Origin of the sequence: Streptomyces sp. NBC_01244, assembly GCF_035987325.1 — a bacterium.
Lineage (GTDB): Bacteria > Actinomycetota > Actinomycetes > Streptomycetales > Streptomycetaceae > Streptomyces.
This window is the reverse complement of record NZ_CP108488.1, coordinates 1,670,812-1,689,998: the sequence shown is the minus strand read 5'-3', so window position 1 is coordinate 1,689,998 and position 19,187 is coordinate 1,670,812. Positions and strand designations below refer to the sequence as shown.

At 70.3% G+C, this 19,187-nt stretch carries 18 protein-coding genes; 9 read left to right on the top strand and 9 right to left on the bottom strand.

Translation table 11 applies throughout. The features are described 5' to 3' along the window. Nucleotides 1-351: 351 nt before the first annotated feature. Entirely contained in the window at nucleotides 352-564 is a 213-nt protein-coding gene (locus tag OG247_RS07265) for a hypothetical protein (RefSeq protein ID WP_327251456.1), read from the bottom strand. Between the two features lie 206 nt (nucleotides 565-770). On the opposite strand from OG247_RS07265, the gene OG247_RS07260 reads away from it, so the two are divergent. Next, nucleotides 771-1,046 (top strand): isoamylase early set domain-containing protein, encoded by a 276-nt coding sequence (locus OG247_RS07260; RefSeq protein ID WP_327251455.1) that lies wholly within the window; start codon nucleotides 771-773, stop codon nucleotides 1,044-1,046. Nucleotides 1,047-1,234: 188 nt separating this feature from the next. Here the strand turns inward: OG247_RS07260 and OG247_RS07255 are convergent, their stop codons facing one another. The 3 genes from OG247_RS07255 to OG247_RS07245 all read right to left on the bottom strand — a co-directional run bounded on the left by OG247_RS07255 (nucleotide 1,235) and on the right by OG247_RS07245 (nucleotide 3,777). After that, nucleotides 1,235-2,065 carry a hypothetical protein gene (locus tag OG247_RS07255; RefSeq protein ID WP_327251454.1) on the bottom strand — a complete coding sequence of 277 codons (831 nt, stop codon included), beginning with the start codon at nucleotides 2,063-2,065 and terminating at the stop codon, nucleotides 1,235-1,237. Nucleotides 2,066-2,344: 279 nt separating this feature from the next. Beyond that, a complete protein-coding gene (locus OG247_RS07250; protein ID WP_327251453.1) occupies nucleotides 2,345-2,935 on the bottom strand; it encodes a DUF5994 family protein in 591 nt (196 codons plus the stop codon). A 170-nt stretch (nucleotides 2,936-3,105) separates the two neighbouring features. Next, nucleotides 3,106-3,777 (bottom strand): CBS domain-containing protein, encoded by a 672-nt coding sequence (locus tag OG247_RS07245; protein ID WP_327251452.1) that lies wholly within the window; start codon nucleotides 3,775-3,777, stop codon nucleotides 3,106-3,108. 232 nt (nucleotides 3,778-4,009) lie between these two features. On the opposite strand from OG247_RS07245, the gene OG247_RS07240 reads away from it, so the two are divergent. Continuing rightward, nucleotides 4,010-5,098 (top strand): zinc-dependent alcohol dehydrogenase family protein, encoded by a 1,089-nt coding sequence (locus OG247_RS07240; RefSeq protein ID WP_327251451.1) that lies wholly within the window; start codon nucleotides 4,010-4,012, stop codon nucleotides 5,096-5,098. A gap of 334 nt (nucleotides 5,099-5,432) precedes the next feature. Here the strand turns inward: OG247_RS07240 and OG247_RS07235 are convergent, their stop codons facing one another. Continuing rightward, a complete protein-coding gene (locus OG247_RS07235) occupies nucleotides 5,433-6,296 on the bottom strand; it encodes a slipin family protein (protein WP_327251450.1) in 864 nt (287 codons plus the stop codon). Nucleotides 6,297-6,456: 160 nt separating this feature from the next. Further along, entirely contained in the window at nucleotides 6,457-7,086 is a 630-nt protein-coding gene (locus OG247_RS07230) for a CBS domain-containing protein (protein WP_327251449.1), read from the bottom strand. 266 nt (nucleotides 7,087-7,352) lie between these two features. Here OG247_RS07230 and OG247_RS07225 point away from each other — a divergent pair, with 266 nt between their 5' ends. From OG247_RS07225 to OG247_RS07215, 3 genes are all read left to right on the top strand, one after another. Continuing rightward, nucleotides 7,353-8,261, top strand: a complete 909-nt coding sequence (locus OG247_RS07225) for a universal stress protein (RefSeq protein ID WP_327251448.1) — start codon at nucleotides 7,353-7,355, stop codon at nucleotides 8,259-8,261. 27 nt (nucleotides 8,262-8,288) lie between these two features. After that, nucleotides 8,289-8,735 carry a universal stress protein gene (locus tag OG247_RS44785; protein ID WP_442813234.1) on the top strand — a complete coding sequence of 149 codons (447 nt, stop codon included), beginning with the start codon at nucleotides 8,289-8,291 and terminating at the stop codon, nucleotides 8,733-8,735. Between the two features lie 159 nt (nucleotides 8,736-8,894). Next, nucleotides 8,895-10,616, top strand: coding sequence for a sensor histidine kinase (locus tag OG247_RS07215; protein WP_327251447.1), 1,722 nt, complete (start codon nucleotides 8,895-8,897; stop codon nucleotides 10,614-10,616). 9 nt (nucleotides 10,617-10,625) lie between these two features. On the opposite strand, the gene OG247_RS07210 is transcribed toward OG247_RS07215, so the two are convergent. The 3 genes from OG247_RS07210 to OG247_RS07200 form a co-directional block, all read right to left on the bottom strand. After that, complete coding sequence (locus OG247_RS07210; protein WP_327251446.1) at nucleotides 10,626-11,315, bottom strand: response regulator transcription factor; 690 nt, start codon at nucleotides 11,313-11,315, stop codon at nucleotides 10,626-10,628. A gap of 43 nt (nucleotides 11,316-11,358) precedes the next feature. After that, complete coding sequence (locus tag OG247_RS07205) at nucleotides 11,359-11,844, bottom strand: Crp/Fnr family transcriptional regulator (protein WP_327251445.1); 486 nt, start codon at nucleotides 11,842-11,844, stop codon at nucleotides 11,359-11,361. Between the two features lie 117 nt (nucleotides 11,845-11,961). Beyond that, complete coding sequence (locus OG247_RS07200; RefSeq protein ID WP_327251444.1) at nucleotides 11,962-14,325, bottom strand: phosphoketolase family protein; 2,364 nt, start codon at nucleotides 14,323-14,325, stop codon at nucleotides 11,962-11,964. A gap of 289 nt (nucleotides 14,326-14,614) precedes the next feature. Here OG247_RS07200 and OG247_RS07195 point away from each other — a divergent pair, with 289 nt between their 5' ends. The 4 genes from OG247_RS07195 (at nucleotide 14,615) to OG247_RS07180 (ending at nucleotide 19,118) form a co-directional block, all read left to right on the top strand. Continuing rightward, complete coding sequence (locus tag OG247_RS07195) at nucleotides 14,615-15,058, top strand: DUF1003 domain-containing protein (RefSeq protein ID WP_327251443.1); 444 nt, start codon at nucleotides 14,615-14,617, stop codon at nucleotides 15,056-15,058. 231 nt (nucleotides 15,059-15,289) lie between these two features. After that, the gene (locus tag OG247_RS07190; protein ID WP_327251442.1) at nucleotides 15,290-15,970 is read left to right on the top strand and encodes a helix-turn-helix domain-containing protein; all 681 of its coding nucleotides are present in this window, start codon (nucleotides 15,290-15,292) and stop codon (nucleotides 15,968-15,970) included. Then, the gene (locus OG247_RS07185; RefSeq protein ID WP_327251441.1) at nucleotides 15,967-16,722 is read left to right on the top strand and encodes an HAD family hydrolase; all 756 of its coding nucleotides are present in this window, start codon (nucleotides 15,967-15,969) and stop codon (nucleotides 16,720-16,722) included. Before OG247_RS07190 ends, OG247_RS07185 begins: the two co-directional genes overlap by 4 nt. Next, the gene (locus OG247_RS07180; protein ID WP_327251440.1) at nucleotides 16,719-19,118 is read left to right on the top strand and encodes a glycoside hydrolase family 65 protein; all 2,400 of its coding nucleotides are present in this window, start codon (nucleotides 16,719-16,721) and stop codon (nucleotides 19,116-19,118) included. The genes OG247_RS07185 and OG247_RS07180 overlap by 4 nt, the downstream gene beginning before the upstream one ends. Nucleotides 19,119-19,187: the final 69 nt, after the last annotated feature.

Below are 19,187 nucleotides of genomic sequence, written 5' to 3'. Positions count from 1 at the left end.
GCATGGGGCCTGACCGGGCTTTTGCGCAGGTCAGGCACCATGTTCACGTTTAGAAGTGGGATAGCGGTCGGCGGAGGCACGCGCACCTACGACAACACCACTCGCGCGGTCTGCACCCTGCCGACGACGATCATCATCTCCTTCGATCTCTCGGAACGAGGCAAGGCCTCTGTCTCCAGGGGTAGATCCGCCCTCCGCTGGTGGATTCCCGGACAGCGCAGGCCTGCCGTGGCGTCGACGGCGTGTGCAGCTGCGGGCCTCAAGGTCGGCATCGGGCGCGACGTGACAGAGCCCGGCCGGGGTGACGGTGGACCGGCCGGGCTCTGCGTACGGGGACGAGTAGTGCTCTGGTCAGAACGTCTCGTCGTGCAGGTCCTCTTCGCGCAGCAGGTCGTCCTCGCGACGACGTGTAGCCTCTTCCTCGCCCGGCTTCCGGACCGGCTTCTGGCCCTGCTCGCGGGACGGCTTGCCCGGCTGGGGCTGCGCAGGGTCTCCGGGGCGACGGTGCTCCTGCGCCTCACGGCCCTTGCCCGGCTCCTGATGCTTGTCCTGCGTACCGCCCATGACGGCGACTCCTCTTGATGCGTGGGGTACGGATTCCTCTCGAATCACGCTGACACGCAGCGTGACGCTCTGCATCATGTCGACGACGAAGCGAGGCACACGGGTGACGCCCGTCCCTCGATGTCGCGGCGTCGGAAGGCGGGCCATCCCTTCAGGTCCGAGGATGGGCACGATCCCCACCCCACCTGCTGTCAGGAGCCCGCACCATGCTGGAGCGCACGCTGCGCAAGAACCGCACGGAGGTCACCTTCGTCCTGCCCGCCGACACCCCACCCGGCCCGGTCAGCGTGGTGGGCGACTTCAACGGCTGGCAGCCCGGTGCCCACACCCTGCGGCCCCGCAAGGACGGGAAGCGGGCTGTCACGGTCGAGCTGCCGAGCAAGGGCGCGCATTCCTTCCGGTACTTGGCCGCCGGTGATTACTGGTTCAACGACGAGAGCGCGGGCGACCATGACGGCCCCAACAGCCGCCTGCACACCTGATCAGCCCAACCCGGCATGACCGGGCACGGCTCGTCACGTCGAGCCCGTCATTACACGCGCCTCGTCTGCGGGCGGGTGGGGTCGGACCTGGGCGATGGCGAGGGCGTAGCCGTCCGCGTCTGGCGGGCACGCCGGGCGGAGGAACACATGACGAGGTCGGGAACACAGCCGGCCTCGCGCAGCCAGAGTCATGGCTTCGCCGGGTGCTGGTGCCCCACCTCCCGCGCGAGGTCCAGCCCGAGGATCCGGTCGAGGAAGGCGAACGTCTCGAATTTGGCACCGGCCGGCACATCGGCGCGCCCGGCCACGCTGCGCAGCATGTCCAGGACTACAGGGACGCCGAGATTGTCGGCGAGCGCGGCCTGTGCCTGTCGCAGCACGTCGGCGGGGATCGGCCTGGAGGGCTCCTGCGCCCAGTCGGCCACCTGCTGCCGCCAGCGTCGCAGCGTCAGCCGGGCCTCGGTGAGCCCTGCGCCGGTGACCGTGACCGGAGTGCGGTGGGCGTGCCCGAGCAACAGCATCCTCACAGCCAGCGGATCGGTCCCCGCCGGGGCGAACTCGTCCAGAAGACCCGAGGTGAGGAGAGCGGCTCCGTCCGGCATGTCCCCGTCCGGGGGTGCCGGGCTGACCTGGCCCACGTCGACCCGGACCCCGCCGACCCCGTCCTGAGTGGCAGCGCCGTGCGCGAGAAGGTGCACGTCGGCAGCAGCGCACAGTGTCGCGGTCACCTCGTGTGCACCGACGGTGGCGGGCGGATGGATGCCGAGAACGGCCATGGCGCGATCGAGCGACTGGCCTTGCTCATGCGGCATGTCCGGTGTGATGAGAACCGTGAGGGCCTGCAGACCACGCAGCTCCGCGGTACGCGCCAGCACGTCACCGACCAGGGGCGCCCGCAGGTCCACTGTGCCGACCCGGATGCCGATGGCCGGCAGGTGGACACAGATGCGCAGCAGGTGGCGGCGCCCGGAGGGAATCTCCACGAAGCGGCCGGTCCGGGTGTCGGCAATGCTCAGCATGGTGCGAAGGCTAGTCCTGAAAACCTCTGATACCGGGGAGGACCTGAGCAGAACGCGGACGTTGCCGCTGCGCCGCCCCCAAGCTCCGTCAGAGTCCGCGGATTGGCCACCTCTGCCGCCCGCACCGCCCGTACCTCTGTTCCCGGCGTCACCGCCCTTGCCGTACCCGGACGTGCCTGCCGGGCTCGCCCCACCACGGCCTCCCGTACCACCGGCGCCGCCCGAGGCCTCGACGCTTCGTCTCCTGCTGCCGCAACGACGACATCCTGCGGACGAGGCTCACCACCAAGCGCCGGCGGACAGCGGCCCGACCGGCAGCCTGGCGAGGGAGCCGATGTCGGATGCGCGCGCCCCGCCTTCGCCCTCCCAGGCGTCTTCGCGGTTCCGGAGGTCGGGAATTCGGCCGATGACGGCTTCGGCGGCGATCAATGCGCGGGCGGTCAGGACGCTGCCGGGGACGGCGGCGGCGGCCATCAGCCGGGCCGCGGCGGCGGGTGCGGTCTGGGGCGGGACGACGAGGAGGTCCCAGCGGCCGACGGTGTAGGAGAACAGGATCAGCTTGTCGGGGTCCTGTTCGGTGAACCAGCCTACGTGCACGGCGTGCCCGGCGACGGGGACCTTGTGCGGGATGACGGGCCATCGGGTGGGGTTCACGGTGACGCGGGTGATGCGCCCCCAGGGCTCGGCCAAGGCGGCGACGAGAACGGGGAGTTCGGCTGCGAGGTCGCGGGAGCGGGGCCACCAGGCGCCGTCCAGCTGCCCGGCGAGGGCAGTCTTCGGCGTGAGCACGAGGCGAGCGGGGCGAGGAGGCGCGGCAGCGGCTGGCGCGGATGGCGTGGCAGGTGCGGTGCGTTCCAGGATGACGGTCATGGTGGAGACCTGTCCCCGGGCCGCCCGCAGTTCGACGGCCCAGCGTATTGATCGCCGGAAACGACACCTGAGTTGCATCCGATGCGCGAAATACTCCCGGTAGCTCCATCTTACTCCGGTGCGGAGATCAGAAGGGGTTCTGACCAGGTGTTTCCGTTGAGGCGGAGGCTCTACGCTCCGGCCGTCTGCGCGGCTGATGTGGTCAGGGCGCAGTTGACGTCGACCACGCCCTCCACGGCGCGTGCGAGACGTGCTGCCACCGGAATGAGTGATGCGTCGAGGATGCCGCCGGAGAGGGTGACCACGCCGTGGTGGACGTCGACCCGCACCCTGTGCTGTGCGAGGGGGAACAGTCGGCCGACCACCTCGCGCCGTATCTCGTCCGCGAGTTCACTGTCCGGGCGCAGGAACACCTTGAGCAGATCGGCGCGGCTGATGACGCCCTGGAGGGTGCCGGCCGGGTCGACGACCAGCAGTCGTTTGATGTGCCGCTCCGCCATGAGCCGGGCCGCCTGGGCCAGGGTGGTGTCAGGCCGAACGGTGACGGCGGGGGTCGTCATCAGGTCCTTGGCCAGTGTGGAGCCGGCCTTCAGCGTGTCACCCAGCCGCCGCATCTGCTCGATGAGACCGGGGTCATGGTCGCGGAACTCCTCCTTCGGAAGGAGATCGGCTTCCGAGACCACACCGATGACTCTGCTCGCGCCCTCGCCTTCAACGACCGGTACGGCCGTCACTCGCCAATGGTTCATGACGGCGACGATCTCCTTGAACTCGGCGAGGGGCGTGACGCTGACGACGGTTCTCGTCATCACGTCGCGGACGAGACGTGGACTGGAGGTCATGGCGGGGTGGTCCTCAATGAGAAGGCGAAGGGTTCCCGGGGCCGTCCCGGAGATCGGCGGCCGTCTCCCGGTGAAGGAGACCCCGCCATCCACCATCACACGTCCACGCCACGGGCCGGAGGGGCCTGTCGGGCCCCGGTGCGGGACCGTCCGGCCCTGTCCGGGAACCGGGCGGCGGGGACAGCCTGAGGTGACCTTTGCCGGAGCACGGGATACATGGAGAGGTGGCGTCATGAAGGCACTTGTTTTCCAGGGACCGGGGCGCACCGCGTGGCAGGAGGTGCCGGATCCGGGCATCAAGGATCCGTCCGACGTGATCGTGCGCGTCGATGCCGTGACCATCTGCGGTACGGATCTGCACATCGTCAAGGGTGACCTGCCGGAGGTGGTTCCCGGCCGGGTGCTCGGGCACGAGGCCGTGGGAACGGTGGTGGAGATCGGCGGTGACGTCCGTTCGGTGCGCCCCGGCGACCGGGTCCTGGTCTCCTGCATCTCCTCGTGCGGCCGGTGCCGGTTCTGCCGCGAGAGCCGCTACGGGCAGTGCCGCGGGGGCGGCGGCTGGGTGCTGGGGCACACCATCGACGGCACGCAGGCCGAGTACGTCCGCGTGCCGTTCGCCGACCTTTCCGTGCATCCGCTGCCGAGCACGGTCGACAGCGCCGATGCCGTCCTGCTCGCGGACATCTTCCCCACCGCCTACGAGGTGGGGGTGCTGAACGGCAACGTGCGGCCCGGGGACACCGTCGTCGTGGTCGGCGCCGGCCCCGTAGGACTCGCGGCCATCGCCACGGCACGGTTGTACTCGCCGGCACGCGTCATCGCCGTCGATCTCGCGCCGTCCCGGCTGGCGGCGGCGCGCGAGCTGGGGGCGGACGCGGTCGTGAACGCCGCCGAGGAACCGGAGATGCTCGTGGGCGACCTGACCGACGGTCTCGGCGCGGACGTGGTAATGGAGGCCGTGGGCGTGCCCGAGACCTTCGAGATGTGCACCCGCATGGTCCGCCCCGGCGGCCGGGTCGCGAACATCGGCGTCCACGGCAAGCCGGCGACCCTGCACCTCGAAGACCTGTGGATCAAGGACGTCACCATCACCACCGGCCTCGTGGACACCTCCTCCACGCCGATGCTGCTGCGCATGCTGGCGGCCGGCCGGCTGCCGACCTCGTCGCTGATCACCCATCGTTTCGAGCTGGGACAGATGGAAGAGGCGTACGAGGTGTTCTCCCGTGCCGGTGGGACGGGCGCGCTGAAGGTCGTGCTGGGCGGGCCGCGCCACGACGACCTGGCCGTATCGAACCCGTCGCGCGTCCAGAAGGCGTGACGGCCCCGGTCTGACGCTGGGGCCGGTCGGCCCCCTCCTCTGTCCCTGTCTTGCCCTGCCAAGCGATCTTCCCACCGGGTGATTCTGGAGTGCGGACCTGTTCCGGGTCTCGCTCCCGAAGAGGTGATCCACCATGCCTCGGATCCAGATCTCGGCACCCCGGCCACGGCCGCACCGCCCCCTGCCCCTCGACCTGCGCACGCCGTCGGGGCGCGTGCTGCCGTACTGAGAATGCGCCGAACTCGTGGCGACCCACTGAACGCGGCCCACAGCACAGCAGTCGGCGCCGCCGTACGGAGAACGTCCTCCGCACGGCGGCGCCGCTGACTTTCGGTCACATGCTCTTGACCGCTCGCGCTCCGTTCGGCGGGGACGGGCTGGGGAGCGGCGTGGTGATCTCCGGCGCACGCGGCGTCTGGAGCGTCGCGGCCGCGGTCTCGCGGGCGAGGAAGGCGCCGAGTTCGCCGATGGTGCTCATGAGCGGTGCGGGGAAGACCACTGTGGTGTTCTTGTCGACGCCGATCTCCACGAGGCTCTGCAGGTTGCGCAGTTGCAGGGCGAGGGGGTGGGCCATCATGGTGTCGGAGGCGTCGCCGAGCGCGGCGGCGGCCATCGATTCGCCCTCGGCGTTGATGATTTTGGCCCTCTTCTCCCGTTCGGCCTCGGCCTGGCGGGCCATCGCGCGCTTCATGCTGTCGGGCAGCTGGATGTCCTTCAGTTCGACGAGGGTGACCTCAACGCCCCATTCGGCGGTGGTGACGTCGAGGATCTCGCGGATGTCGAGGTTGATGCGGTCGGTCTCCGAGAGGGTTTCGTCGAGGGTGTGCTGGCCGACGACCTTGCGCAGGGTGGTCTGTGCGATCTGGTTGATGGCCGCGCCCACGTTCTCGATCGCGATGACCGACTTCACGGCGTCGACGACGCGGAAGTAGGCGACCGCGGAGACGTCGACGCTGACGTTGTCCCGGGTGATGATGCCCTGGGACTGGATGGGCATGGTGACGATCCGCAAGGACACCCGGTGCAGGACGTCCGCGAACGGCACGATGACCCGCAGGCCCGGCGCGCGGGTCCCGATGAGCCGGCCGAAGCGGAACAGCACGCCCTGCTCGTACTGCTTGACGATCTTCAGGGCCATGGTCAGCCCTATCAGGGCGACCACGGCCAGGGCGATCAGGGCGAAGATCAGGACTTCCATGAAGGTGCTCCTCACGAAGTGCGGTGGCGGAGCAGGGGGATGGCCCGGGTCCGTCTGCAAGGCGCCGCACGGGTGTGACCGGGTGCGGCGAGCCTGCCTCTCTTCCATGCTCGCGCGGTGAGGATGGGGCGGGCAGGGGCCGAACGGTCCACATCCCTCATCAGCGGCGAACGTCTTCGGCGCCGCGGTCCGGCGGAGCGGTGCGGGTACGGGTGTCGTTGGAGTGGGCCGTGAGCCGGTCGATGACCGCGACCACACCGTCCAACTGTCCGGCGAGCCGGAGCGCGACGGGAATCTGGCTGCTCCTGGGCAGTCGGCCGTCCAAGGTGACGACCCCGTCCACGACACCCACGCTCACGGCATCGGCACCGATGCCCATCGTGTCCGACAGCACGTCCTCGACCAGCACCCGGTGTATCTCGTGGTCCGGGCGCAGAAACACGCGGAGCAGGTCCCGGCGGGTCACGATGCCGACCAGGCGGTCCTCCTCGTCGACGACCGGCAGCCGCGTCACCCCGCGTCGGGTAATGAGGCGGGCGGCCTCGGTGACGGTCTGTTCGGCGTGGACCGTGACAGCCGGCGCGGTCATCAGGTCTTGAGCGGTGAGGTGGTCTTGGACGAGCAGATCGGTCCGCGAAATGACCCCTAGGACGCGCTCGTCCGCGTCCAGGACGGGCATGCCGCTGATGTCGTGTTCGACGAGCAGCGCGGCCACGTCCGCGGACGGAGTCCTCCCGAGGACCGAGATGACCTCGTCGGTCATCAGGAAGCCGACCTTGGCGTGCTTCATCTGTGGCCCTCCTGTCGGCTTCGGCCGGTGGGCGCATCTTGCGGAGCGCCCTCACCAGCCACCATCCGCCGCGTCCGCCTGCGGTGCGAGGGCCGAACGGTCCTGTGTCAGGACTGACCGGTCCCGGCTGTGTGCGGTCGATGAGGCGGTGCGTAGCGGGCAAGGGACCTTCGGTCCCTTGGCTGACCCCTGCGGCCCATTCCTCGCGCGAGCCCGGGTGGCAGGGTGAAGACACCACCCGTCGCTGTTCGACAGAGGAGGAAGCCATGGAAGGCTCCACCCCACACCGTCCCGACCTCGGCGCGGTGGTCGTCGGCGTCGACGGATCAGACACCGCGCTGACAGCGGCATTCTGGGCCGCCGCCGAGGCAGCCCGACGCAACAGCGCCCTTCACATCTTCTACGCGGCCGACACCGCCGACGGGATCTTCTACCTGTCGCCGGAGATCATCGCAGGCGTCCACACGGAGGGCCGTGACCTGTTGGAGCTTACGGCCGCTCAGGTCTCGGAGCGATTCCCGACCCTCCACGTCACTACGGAGTACAGCCGCCGGGACCCCGTCTCCGGTCTGCACCGAGTGGGGGCGAAGTACGGCACGACTGTGGTCGGTCACCGCGGGCTGGGTGGCTTCGAGTCGCTGATGCTGGGTTCGGTCGGTCTGAGGGTCGCGGCAGCCGCTACGACCCCGGTGATCGTGGTGCGCGGCGGCGCGGACCTCGCTGAGAACGGCGTGGTGCTGGCCGCGGTTCGGGACGAGTGCGACTTCGAAAGCGCGCGACGTGCCGCCCGCGAAGCAGAGCTGCGCAAAGCAACGCTGCGCCTGCTGACCGTGTGGAACATAGTCCAGTACGCCGGAACCGTCGTCACCATGCTCGACGACGTCAACGAATTCGCCGGCCGCCATGTCCGCGGTCTGAAGTCCGTCGCCGACCGCGTACACGACGAGTTCCCGGCGTTGCCGGTGAACGCCGATGCCGAAAAGGGCGTGTCGGTGGCTTCCGTACTGGTCGAGGCATCACGCCATGCGGACCTGCTCGTCATGGGAGGGCGGCGATCACCCGGGTACTTCGGGCCCACCCTGGGACGTACGACGCACAGTCTCCTGCACCACTCGCACTGCCCCGTGGAGCTCATTCCGCGGCACGATCAGGCGCGGGGGAGTGACGCGTCATGACGGACATCGGGGAGACGGGACATCGCGGTGGGGATCGATTCCGCCGGAGGGCGACTCCTGCCCCCCCCGCCTGGGCAGCCGAGGAGGCACACCGTCGCAACGTCCGGCTCCGTGTGGTCCTGGCCGCGCGCCCTCGCCCCACGACACCGCGCAGCACAATGCCGTACGGCAGGCCAGCGCGGAGGCCCTCGAAGAGCCCGCGGTCTGGGCACTGAGCGCCACCCTGAGACGGATTGGCCGCATGCTGAGCGAGAGGCGGCAGGCCGGGCGCAGGAGTACCCGGAGGTCAAGCTCGCCCACGAGGTGCTGACCGGACACCCGGTGGAGTGCCTCGCCGAGGCGGCTGAGCACGCACCGGCCCTGGTCGTGGGCCGGCGGGGCAGGGGCGACTACACGGGCATCCGGCTCGGATCGGTCGTCCACGGGCTGCTGCACCGGGCGCACTGCCCAGTGATCACTGTCCCCGGCGGGTGAACGGGCATCGCGTCCTGGGTGTCAGCCTGAACGGATTCGCGCCGGTCCAGCTCCCCCTTGCCCCTCACCCGTGGCTCCGACCGTCACCGGCCGACGGCCGGAGGACTACGCTGAAAGCCGGGCGGGGCGCAGAGCCCCTCGCCGCCGCCGGAGGTGTCCATGGTCGGGGACGATCGAGACGCGTCGGCGAGCCGGATTCCGCAGCCGAGGCTGGACGCGCTCCAGGCACAGATCACCGACGCGCGGGATACCCGTGACCGGCTGACGGGCCTGCTCGAGGCGGTCATGTCGCTGGGGCAGGGGCAGGGGCTGGACCTGGCCCAGGTGCTGCGCGGCATCGTAGAGGCCGCAGTGGTCCTCGTGGACGCGGAGTACGGTGCGCTGGGCGTGGTGGGGGACGACGAGAAACTCGCCGAGTTCCTCCCGGTGGGCATCAGCGACCAGCTCCGGGCGCGGATCGGGGCCCTGCCCACCGGACACGGACTGCTGGGCGAGCTGATCAGGCACCCGCGGCCACTGCGCCTGGGAGATCTCTCGGAGCACGCGGCCTCCGCCGGGTTTCCGGAGCACCACCCGCCGATGCGTTCCTTCCTCGGCGTACCGATCCGGGTCCGGGACGAGGTGTTCGGCAATCTCTACCTGACGGAGAAGCGGGACGGGAGGGGCTTCGACGCGGAGGACGAGGGGGTCTTGTCCACCCTCGCGGTTGCCGCCGGCGTCGCCGTGGACAACGCCCGTCTGTACGAGGAGGTCCGGCTCCGGGAGCGCTGGCTGGCGGCCAGCTCCGATTTCACGAGCGCGCTGCTGTCCGGCTCCTCCGAGATAGAGGTGCTGGAAGGCATGCTGGAGCGGGCCCGGGACATCATCTCGGCCGAGATGTGCGTCTTCTACCAGGTGGGGCCCGGCGGCGAGCTGCGCGGCTCGCTGGCCCTGGGGGAGGGCGCCGAAGCGCACCGCGGGATCGTGCTGCCCGGCAGCGAGGGGATCCTGGCCGCCGTCATCCTGGCACGGGACGGACTGATCACCTTGACCGATATGGCCACCGATGCCCGGGCCGCGGCGCAGCCGGACACGTGGACGGGCTTCGGGCCGGCCGTGGCGGTCACGGTGGGCACCAGGGCGAAGCTGCGGGGAGTGCTGATGCTGGCACGGCGTACGGGGCGGCAGGCCTTCGCCGCGGCCGAGGTCGCGCCCCTGCCCGGCTTCGCGGGGCAGGCGGCCCTCGCGCTGGAGCTGGCCGACCGGCGCCGGGACAGTGAGCAGGTGAGCCTGTTGGCGGACCGCGACCGGATCGCCCGGGATCTGCACGATCTCGCGATCCAGCGGCTCTTCGCCACGGGAATGACCTTGCAGAGCGCCCAGCGCTTCGTGGAGCACCCAGAGGCTTCCGAGAGGCTGAGCCGGTCGATCGACGACCTGGACGAGACGATCAAGATCATCCGGTCGACGATCTTCGGACTCCGCGACCACGAAGGGGCGGGCCGTACCCCGAGACTCCGGGTCCGTGCGGTTCGGGCCTTGGGTGAGGCGGCGGCGCTGCTCGGTTTCGCGCCCGCCCTGCGCATGGAGGGGCTGATCGACACCGATGTGCCGGTGCCGGTCGCCGACGACGTGGTAGCCGTGCTCGGCGAGGCCCTGACCAACGTGGCCCGCCATGCGGGAGCGGCGCGGGCGGAGGTCGGGATCGTCCTGGCGGACGGCGTGCTGGCCGTGACGGTGAGTGACGACGGTGTGGGCGTCACGGACGGTGGCCGTCGGAGCGGTCTGCGCAACCTCGCGGAGCGCGCCGAGGCCCGCGGGGGAGGGCTGTCCGTCTCGCCGGGCCCGGATGGTGGTGGAACCCGTCTGGACTGGCGGATCCCGATCGGACCCACCCGGTGAGTTCGGGCCTTAGCGGCCGGTCTCGTCGTGCTCGCGCACCTCGGCGGCGATGACGGCGGCCTGCACCCGGCGTTCGACGCCCAGCTTGGCGAGCAGCCGTGAGATGTGGTTCTTGACCGTCTTCTCGGACAGGAAGAGCCTTTTTCCGATCTGACGGTTGGTGAGGCCTTCGCCGATCAGTTCGAGTACGGCTCGCTCGCGCTCGGAGAGCACCGTCAGTCGCTTGTCTCCGGGCGGCTTCCCGGCGGTCGGGTCCCGGAGCGAACTCATCAGACGGGCCGTCGTCGCGGGGTCGAGCATCGACTGGCCCGTCGCCACCGTCCGAATGGCGGCGACCAGGTCCGAGCCCTTGATCTGCTTCAGTACGTACCCGGCCGCGCCCGCCATGATGGCGTCGAGCAGGGCGTCCTCGTCGTCGAAGGACGTCAGCATGAGGCAGGCGAGATCCGGCATGCGCGAGCGCAGCTCGCGGCAGACGCTGATGCCGTCGCTGTCGGGCAGCCGTACGTCGAGCACCGCGACGTCGGGCCGCAGTGCCGGCCCTCGGGCCAGGGCCTGCGTGGCCGTCGCCGCCTCACCCACCACCTCGATGTCCGGCTCGGAGTCCAGCAGGTCGTGCAGTCCGCGCCGGACGACCTCGTGATCGTCGAGGAGGAACACCCGGATGGGCGCCGGGGCGGCAGCTGGTGCATCGGACATCCACGCCACACCCTCGGGTCGGATACGTCTGGGGACAATTGTCTCAGATGAGGCTTCCGCTGCCGTGGGGTGCGTACAGGTCGAGGAGCCGGACCCGGGCGGAGACGAGCCGGTGGGCGAGCACCTGCCCCACCCATTGCCACATGGCGGAGGTGAGTGCGGGATCGGAGTCCATCAGCGCCCGTACGGCGGCGGCGTCGAACTCGTCGGTGCGCACCGGCGTCATGGCCTCGGCGCCGAAGTGCCAGGTGTAGGGACGGAACAGCCAGGACCACCCGACGAGCTCGCCCGGGCCGGCTGTCTCGACCACCGCGGCCTGCCTGCCGGGTACGTGCACGTCCATGCCGACGCTGCCCGACCGGACGACCCAGAACCGGTCGGCGTGCCCGCCCTGGTTGAACAGTCGCGCGTCGGCGTCGAAGTTCGCCTCGTGGGCCAGGGCCAGCAGACTGCCGCAGTGCGCCGGGGAGAGGGCGTGGTCGAAGCGGATGGGGGAGGAGGTGAGCCGGTGGGGGGAAGAGGTGCTCATGGCGGTTCTCCGTTCGGGTCCGCTTCCACCCTCCGCCGCCGTCGGCCCGTCCGGGAAGGGCCGTTCGGTACCTTCCCCGACCCGGGCGGCCCACCCGTACCGCCCCGGGCGGGACGATCAGTAGGGCCAGGACCAGTCGGCGACCTCCGGCAGGTCGGTTCCGTGGGCGCGGATCCAGTCGTGGTGGCGGATCCGCTCGTCGCACATGGTCTGGCGCAGGGCCGCCGCGCGACCGGCGAGGCCTGGGACGCGGTCGATGACGTCCATGACGAGCCGGTACCGGTCGAGGTCGTTGCGTACGACCATGTCGAAGGGGGTGGTCGTGGTCCCGGACTCCTTGTAGCCGCGGACGTGCAGCTGGGCGTGGCCGGTCCGGCGGTAGGCGAGACGGTGGATGAGCCACGGATAGCCGTGGTAGGCGAAGACCACCGGCTTGTCGGTGGTGAAGAGGGCGTTGTACTCGGTGTCGGTCATGCCGTGCGGGTGTTCCTCGTGGGGCATCAGCCGGGCGATGTCGACGACGTTGACGACCCGGACGGCCAGCGAGGGGAGGTGCTCGCGGAGCAGGGCCGAGGCGGCCAGGACCTCCATGGTGGGCACGTCGCCGGCGCAGGCGAGCACGACGTCCGGCTCGCAGGAGCCGTGATCGGTCCCCGCCCACTCCCAGACGCCCGCGCCGCGAGCCACGTGCGCGCGGGCCTCCCCGATGGGCAGCCAGTCGAAGCAGGGCTGCTTGCCCGCGACGATCACGTTCACCTGGTCACGGCTGCGCAGCGCGTGATCGGCCACCGCGAGGAGGGTGTTGGCGTCCGGCGGCAGGTAGACCCGTACGACCTCGGGGCTCTTGTTGAGGACGTGGTCGACGAAGCCGGGGTCCTGGTGGGAGAAGCCGTTGCTGTCCTGGCGCCAGACGTGCGAGGTGAGCAGGTAGTTGAGGGAGGCGACGGGCGCGCGCCAGCTCAGCTCGCGGGCGCTCTTGAGCCATTTGATGTGCTGGCCGACCATGGAGTCGACGATGTGGGCGAAGGCCTCGTACGTGGAGAACAGTCCGTGGCGGCCGGTGAGGAGGTACCCCTCCAGCCAGCCCTGGCACACGTGCTCGGAGAGGATCTCCATGACCCGGCCGTCGCGGGACAGGTTCTGATCGGTGGGTTCCGTCATGTCCTGCCAGGCTTTGCCGGTGACGTCGTACAGGTCGTCGAGGTGGTTGCTCGCCGTCTCGTCCGGCCCCACGACCCGGAAGTCCCGCCGTCCGGCGGTGTCCCTCATGACCTGCGCGAGGTAGCGGCCCAGGACGCGGGTCGGCTCGTGCAGGGTGCTTCCGGGCTTCTCCACGGGGACGGCCCACGCGTCGAGGGCGGGGAGCGGGAGCGAGCGCAGCAGCCGGCCGCCGTTGGCGTACGGGCTCGCCCCCAGCCGGCGCTCCCCCTCCGGCACGCAGGCCAGTACGGAGGAGACGGGGCGGCCCTCGGCGTCGAAGAGCTCCTCCGGCCGGTAGGAACGCATCCAGCTCTCCAACTGCCTCAGGTGTTCGGGGTTCTCGCGCACCCCTGCGAGCGGCACCTGGTGTGCGCGCCAGGTGCCTTCGACGGGTTGCCCGTCGACGGTCGCGGGACCCGTCCAGCCCTTGGGAGTCCGCAGGACGATCATCGGCCAGGGCGCACGCTCAGCGCCCGGATCCGTGCCCGCGGCCCGGGCTTCCCGCTGGAGGGCGTGGATACGGTCGAGGGCCCGGTCCATGGCTCCGGCCATGGCGGGGTGGACGAGGGCGGGGTCGCTGCCGGAGACGTAGAGGGGCTCGTGCCCGTAGCCGCGCAGCAGTGCGTCGAGCTCCTGCTCCGGGATCCGCGACAGCACGGTCGGATTCGCGATCTTGTATCCGTTGAGGTGCAGGATCGGCAGGACGGCGCCGTCGTGGACCGGGTCCAGGAACTTGTTCGAGTGCCAGGAGGCGGCCAGCGGCCCCGTCTCCGCCTCGCCGTCGCCGATGACGCAGGCCACCAGCAGGCCGGGATGGTCGAAGGCGGCCCCGTACGCGTGGGCCAGCGAGTAGCCGAGCTCACCGCCCTCGTGGACGGAGCCCGGCGTCTCCGGCGCGACGTGACTCGGCACGCCGCCGGGGAAGGAGAACTGGCGGAACAGCCTGCGCATCCCGTCCGCGTCCCGGCCGATGTCCGGATAGGTCTCGCTGTACGTGCCCTCCAGCCAGGAGTTGGCGAGGACGGCCGCCCCTCCGTGGCCGGGTCCCCAGACGCACAGGGCCTTCAGGGAACGCTCCTTGATCACCCGGTTCAGGTGGGTGTGGACGAGGTTCAGGCCGGGGGCGGTGCCCCAGTGGCCGAGCAGCCGCGGCTTGATGTGCTCCGGCCGCAGCGGCTCGGCGAGCAGCGGGTTGTCCATGAGGTAGATCTGGCCGAGGGCCAGGTAGTTCGCGGCACGCCAGTGCGCGTCCAGCTCCGTGATCCGGTACGTGGTGGTCATGAGAGCTCCTTCGAACCGCAGGCCGGGGCATGCGCCGGTTGAGTCGATGCGTGAACCGTGCTCCTACGGGGCCGGAGGCGGGAAGGGCAGGGACGGCCCCCACATGGGGCCGGTCGGCCCCTTCTGCGGCGCCGGCGGGGGGTGGAGTGTGGGCGGGCTGGGTCTCTGCCGGGTCACGCCGCCCCGGCCGACGGCGGGCTCTGGCGGTACGCCGAGAAGGGTCGATGGTTTTGAGACGATGCGGGACACAGAGCCGTGTCACGGGTGCTCGTCCCGAGGAGGCAGGCAGGTGAACGCAACCGAGGACGAGGCGCGGCACCATCCGGTTGTCGTCGCACACCGCACGAGTCAGGCCGCCGGTGTCCAGTCGCGCATCGCTGACGCGATCACGAAGTTCGCCGGCTCCATGCCGTTCGTCTATCTCCACGCGATCGGCTTCGCCCTCTGGATGCTGTTCGTGGAGGCGAATCCCTGGCCGATGCTGACGCTCGCCGTCTCCCTGGAGGCGATCTTCCTGTCGACGTTCGTGATGATCGGGCAGAACCGGCAGGCAGCGTTCCAACAGGCGAAGGCCGACCACGATTTCGTCGAGCAGGAGCTGGAACTCAAGACCAATACGGAACTGACCCGTGCCATCCACGCGATGACCACGGAACTTCACCGCCGACTGGTTCCGGAAGCGGACAGCGGTCCTGAGGGTTTCCCAACGGTTTCCTCCCCGTGGACCAGGTAGGTGGTGTGCGGGGCGGAAACGAAGCCGCCTCGGACATGACAGGCCTTCCTCCGGCAGGGGAAACCGGCCTCCACCGTCACACCCCGGGGAGAGGGCCGCAGGGGCCCGACAGGCCCCGGTAGGGGACCGTCCGGCCCTGTGCGTGCACCGGTAGCGGGTACAGCCTGAGGTTGACGCCCAGCGCGTCGCCAAGTTCCTGTACCGGCCTCGAACAACAAGGGTGTGACGATCATGGGAGAGACCACAGCAGATGCGTCCCCGATCAAGGTTCCGGCTGCCCGTGGTGACTTCGGACGACGCGTGAGCGCCCGCCGCGTAGAGCTGGGCCTCACGCGTGAAGAACTCGGGGAGCGCTGCGGGGCCGCCGCGTCGTACATCGCCTACGTGGAGGAGCGGGCGGCGGCGCCCAGCATGGGCATGCTCGTGGGTCTCGCGGACGGGCTGGGGACCACCGTTGCCGAGCTGACAGGGAGAACGACCGACAGTCCCCCCGGCATGGGGACCGCAATGCGCGGTTCCGCGTCGACGGTGCTGAGCGAGGCCGAGTGCCTCCGCCTGCTCTCCACCCACGGCATCGGCCGGGTCGGGTTCTCCGGCATGGAAGGACTCGCCGTCTTCCCCGTCAACTATGTCGTCGTGGGAAACGAGATCGCGTTCCGCACGGCGGCCGACTCGCGGATCGCCGAGGCATCCGGGACCGAGGTCGCCTTCGAGGTGGACCACATCGACGACGTGATGCGAGAGGGCTGGAGCGTCATGGCCGTCGGCGAGGTGTCCGGTGTCACGGACGGGGAGCGGGTCAGCCACCTGTATTCGGTCGCCCGCTCGCTTCCCTGGGCCGGCGGACCCCGTACGCACTGGATGTCCATTACCCCCACCAGGATGACCGGCCGACGCGTGGGATCCGGGTGAGCGCCCCGCATGCCGTCGTGTTCGACACGGACGGGGTACTGCTCGATTCGGCGCGGCTGCACGCCGCGGCCTGGAAGACTGCCTTCGACAGCTGTCTGGACGCCTGGGCCACGTCCGGGCACGGGCGGCAGCCTCCCTTCGACGCGGACCGTGAGTACCGTCAGTGGGTCGACGGCAAGCCCCGGCTGGACGGGGCGAGTTCCTTCCTGAACTCCCGTGGCATCGACCTGCCGACCGGCAGCCCCGACGGTGCACCAGGCGACGACACGGTCTGGGCGGTGGCCGCGCGCAAGGAGGCGGCGTTCGTAAGCACGTTGCGGTCCGGGGCCGTCCATGCCTTCACCGACGTCGCTCCGGCGCTCGCTCGGCTGCGGGCGCACGGCGTGTGCTGTGCCGCCGTATCGGCCTCCCGGCATGCCCGGCCGCTTCTCGGATCAGCCTCCCTTCTGGGCTGCTTCGACGCTGTGGTGGATGGTACGGACGCTGCCGACCTGGGGCTCGCGGGCAAGCCGGACCCCGCTCTGTTCCTCGAAGCGGCCGGACGGCTCGGGATGGACCCCACTCGCTGTGCGGTGGTGGAAGACGCCCTCGCAGGTGTCGAAGCAGGCCGACGCGGCCACTTCGGCCTCGTCATCGGCCTCGACCGGACGAAGAACCCCGACACGGCACGGGCACTACGGGAACGCGGGGCGGACCTGGTCGCCGCCGAACTCCTCACGGTCTCCGACCTCGTCTGCGGGGCACGACCGTGACCGCCTCGTGGACCTGGGAGTACGACCACTACGACCCCCGAACGGAGCGCCTGGTCGAAGCCCTGTGCACACTGGGCAACGGAAGGTTCGCCACGCGCGGCGCGGCCCCCGAGACCCCGGCGGGCCCCGTGCACTATCCCGCCACCTACGCCGCCGGCTGCTGCAACCGGCTCACCTCGCACGTGGCCGGACAGCAGGTCGACAACGAGGACATGGTCAACCTGCCCAACTGGACGGCGCTGCGGTACCGCTGCATCACCGACGACGGTCTCCAGGGCGACTGGCTGACTCCCGACGACCCCGGCCTGCTGCACTACAAGGTGGTGCTCGACCTGCGTCGAGGGACGCTCACCCGGCACATGCTCTTTCAGGACGGCCACGGCCGCCGCCTCGGCGTCACCCACGTCCGCGTCGTGCACATGGGAGACCCCTACCTCGCGGCCCAGCGGACCACCTTCCACGCGTACGGATGGAGCGGCCTGATCGAAGTGGAATCAGGGCTGGACGGAGACGTGGCCAACGCGGGAGTGGAACGCTACAGCGGGCTCGACGGCCACCACCTCACGGATCATCGGACGGGCTTCGCGCCGCACGGCGTCGCATGGATCGCCTGCCGCACCACCTCCCCCCGCACCGAAATCGGACTCGCCGTCAGGACAGCCACCCGACCTCGCGCACCCGTCATGACGAGCCACACCGCAGGCGGAACGGTGCAGACGTTCAGACTGCCCGTGGCTCCCAGACGGTCCGCGACGGTGGTGAAGACCGCGGCCCTGTACACCTCCCTCGACAGGCCGGCCGGAGACCTCCTGCCGCGCGCGATCGAACACGCTTCGCGGGCACCCGGATTCCCGGCCCTGCTCACGGCACAGTGCTCGGCCTGGGAACGGCTTTGGGAGCAAGGCGAGTTGACCGTGTCGGGGGAGACGGGTCGGACCCTGCGCCTCCATCTCTTCCATGTACTGCAGACGCTCTCCCCGCACACCGCCGAGCTGGACGTGGGTGTCCCCGCGCGAGGCCTGCACGGTGAGGCCTACCGGGGCCACGTCTTCTGGGACGAACTCTTCGTCCTGCCCTACATCACACTGCACTTCCCCGAAGTCGCGCGGGCCCTGCTCATGTACCGCCACCGACGGCTGCCGGCCGCCCGCGATGCTGCCCGGCTGGCAGGGCAGAGCGGAGCGATGTTCCCTTGGCAGAGCGGAAGTTCGGGACAGGAGGAGAGCCAGGCCCTGCACCTCAATCCCCGCTCGGGCCGCTGGCTGCCCGACCACTCGCACCTGCAGCGCCATGTCGGCTCCGCCATAGCCCTGAACGTCTGCCGTTACGGGCGGGCCACCGGGGACACCGGCTTCCTGCACGGCCCCGGCGCGGAACTCCTGCTCGAGATCGCCCGCTTCTGGGCCGGCGCCGCCGTCTACGACGCGCACCGGGGGCGCTACCGCATCCGTGGTGTGCTGGGCCCGGACGAGTACCACGACGCCTATCCCGCGGCCGCGGAACCCGGAATCGACGACAACGCCTACACCAACGTGATGGCCGCCTGGGTGATCCACCAGGGGCTCGAACTGCTCGACGAACTGCCTCCCGCACGACGGACGGAACTGACCGAGCGGCTCGCCCTGGACCGCGGCGCGCTGGAGCACTGGGAAGAGGTGTCCCGCCGCCTGTACGTCCCGTTCCACCGGGGCGTCATCAGCCAGTTCGAGGGATACGGAGACCTGGCCGAGCTGGACTGGGCGGCCTACCGCGCCCGGTACGGCGACGTGCGCCGGCTCGACCGGATCCTGGAAGCCGAAGGAGATACGGTCAACCGCTACCAGGCGTCGAAACAGGCCGACGTGATCATGCTCGGCTACCTCTTCCGGCCCGCCGAGCTGTACGGCCTGTTCGCCCGGCTCGGCTACCGGCTCGACGATGCGGTGTGGCGCGCGACCGTCGCGTACTACCTGCCGCGCACCAGCCACGGATCGACGCTCAGCAGCCTCGTCCACGGCTGGGTGCTGGCCCGCCGGAAGGATCCGGACGCCTGGAAGTACTGCGAGGAGGCACTCCTCGGCGACGTCACGGACATCCAGGGCGGGACCACCGGGGAGGGGATCCACCTGGGAGCCATGGCCGGCACCCTCGACCTCGCGGAGCGCGGAGTCACGGGCCTGGAGACCGGCCCCGAAGGCCTGTACATCGATCCCGTCCCCCTACGGGAGATCGAGCCCGTCTCCTTCACGCTCTGCCACCGGGGGCACCGCGATGTCCGTGTCCGACTGCTCCACGGCAGGTTCGGCATCACCGTGCCGGAATCCCGCCAAGGTCCTCTGGCCCTCATGCTGCCCGGCGAACAGGCCGTCGTGGTGGCGGCCGGAGACGAGCATTGGGTCCGGCTTCCCGTGGACTAGACCCGCCGCCTTCGCGGAGATCTCCCCGGGCCACCGACGGACTGCGCTGCCTGAGGCGGCGTACCCGTA

Bases quoted from the DNA above. Each gene is read 5' to 3' on its own strand.
- OG247_RS07245 (WP_327251452.1), bottom strand. From the start codon at position 3,777: ATGACCTCCAGTCCACGTCTCGTCCGCGACGTGATGACGAGAACCGTC.
- OG247_RS07230 (WP_327251449.1), bottom strand. From the start codon at position 7,086: ATGAAGCACGCCAAGGTCGGCTTCCTGATGACCGACGAGGTCATCTCG.
- OG247_RS07190 (WP_327251442.1), top strand. From the start codon at position 15,290: ATGGGAGAGACCACAGCAGATGCGTCCCCGATCAAGGTTCCGGCTGCC.
- OG247_RS07205 (WP_327251445.1), bottom strand. From the start codon at position 11,844: ATGAGCACCTCTTCCCCCCACCGGCTCACCTCCTCCCCCATCCGCTTC.
- OG247_RS07210 (WP_327251446.1), bottom strand. From the start codon at position 11,315: ATGTCCGATGCACCAGCTGCCGCCCCGGCGCCCATCCGGGTGTTCCTC.
- OG247_RS07215 (WP_327251447.1), top strand. From the start codon at position 8,895: ATGGTCGGGGACGATCGAGACGCGTCGGCGAGCCGGATTCCGCAGCCG.
- OG247_RS07200 (WP_327251444.1), bottom strand. From the start codon at position 14,325: ATGACCACCACGTACCGGATCACGGAGCTGGACGCGCACTGGCGTGCC.
- OG247_RS07240 (WP_327251451.1), top strand. From the start codon at position 4,010: ATGAAGGCACTTGTTTTCCAGGGACCGGGGCGCACCGCGTGGCAGGAG.
- OG247_RS07255 (WP_327251454.1), bottom strand. From the start codon at position 2,065: ATGCTGAGCATTGCCGACACCCGGACCGGCCGCTTCGTGGAGATTCCC.
- OG247_RS07260 (WP_327251455.1), top strand. From the start codon at position 771: ATGCTGGAGCGCACGCTGCGCAAGAACCGCACGGAGGTCACCTTCGTC.
- OG247_RS07235 (WP_327251450.1), bottom strand. From the start codon at position 6,296: ATGGAAGTCCTGATCTTCGCCCTGATCGCCCTGGCCGTGGTCGCCCTG.
- OG247_RS07265 (WP_327251456.1), bottom strand. From the start codon at position 564: ATGGGCGGTACGCAGGACAAGCATCAGGAGCCGGGCAAGGGCCGTGAG.
- OG247_RS07250 (WP_327251453.1), bottom strand. From the start codon at position 2,935: ATGACCGTCATCCTGGAACGCACCGCACCTGCCACGCCATCCGCGCCA.
- OG247_RS07225 (WP_327251448.1), top strand. From the start codon at position 7,353: ATGGAAGGCTCCACCCCACACCGTCCCGACCTCGGCGCGGTGGTCGTC.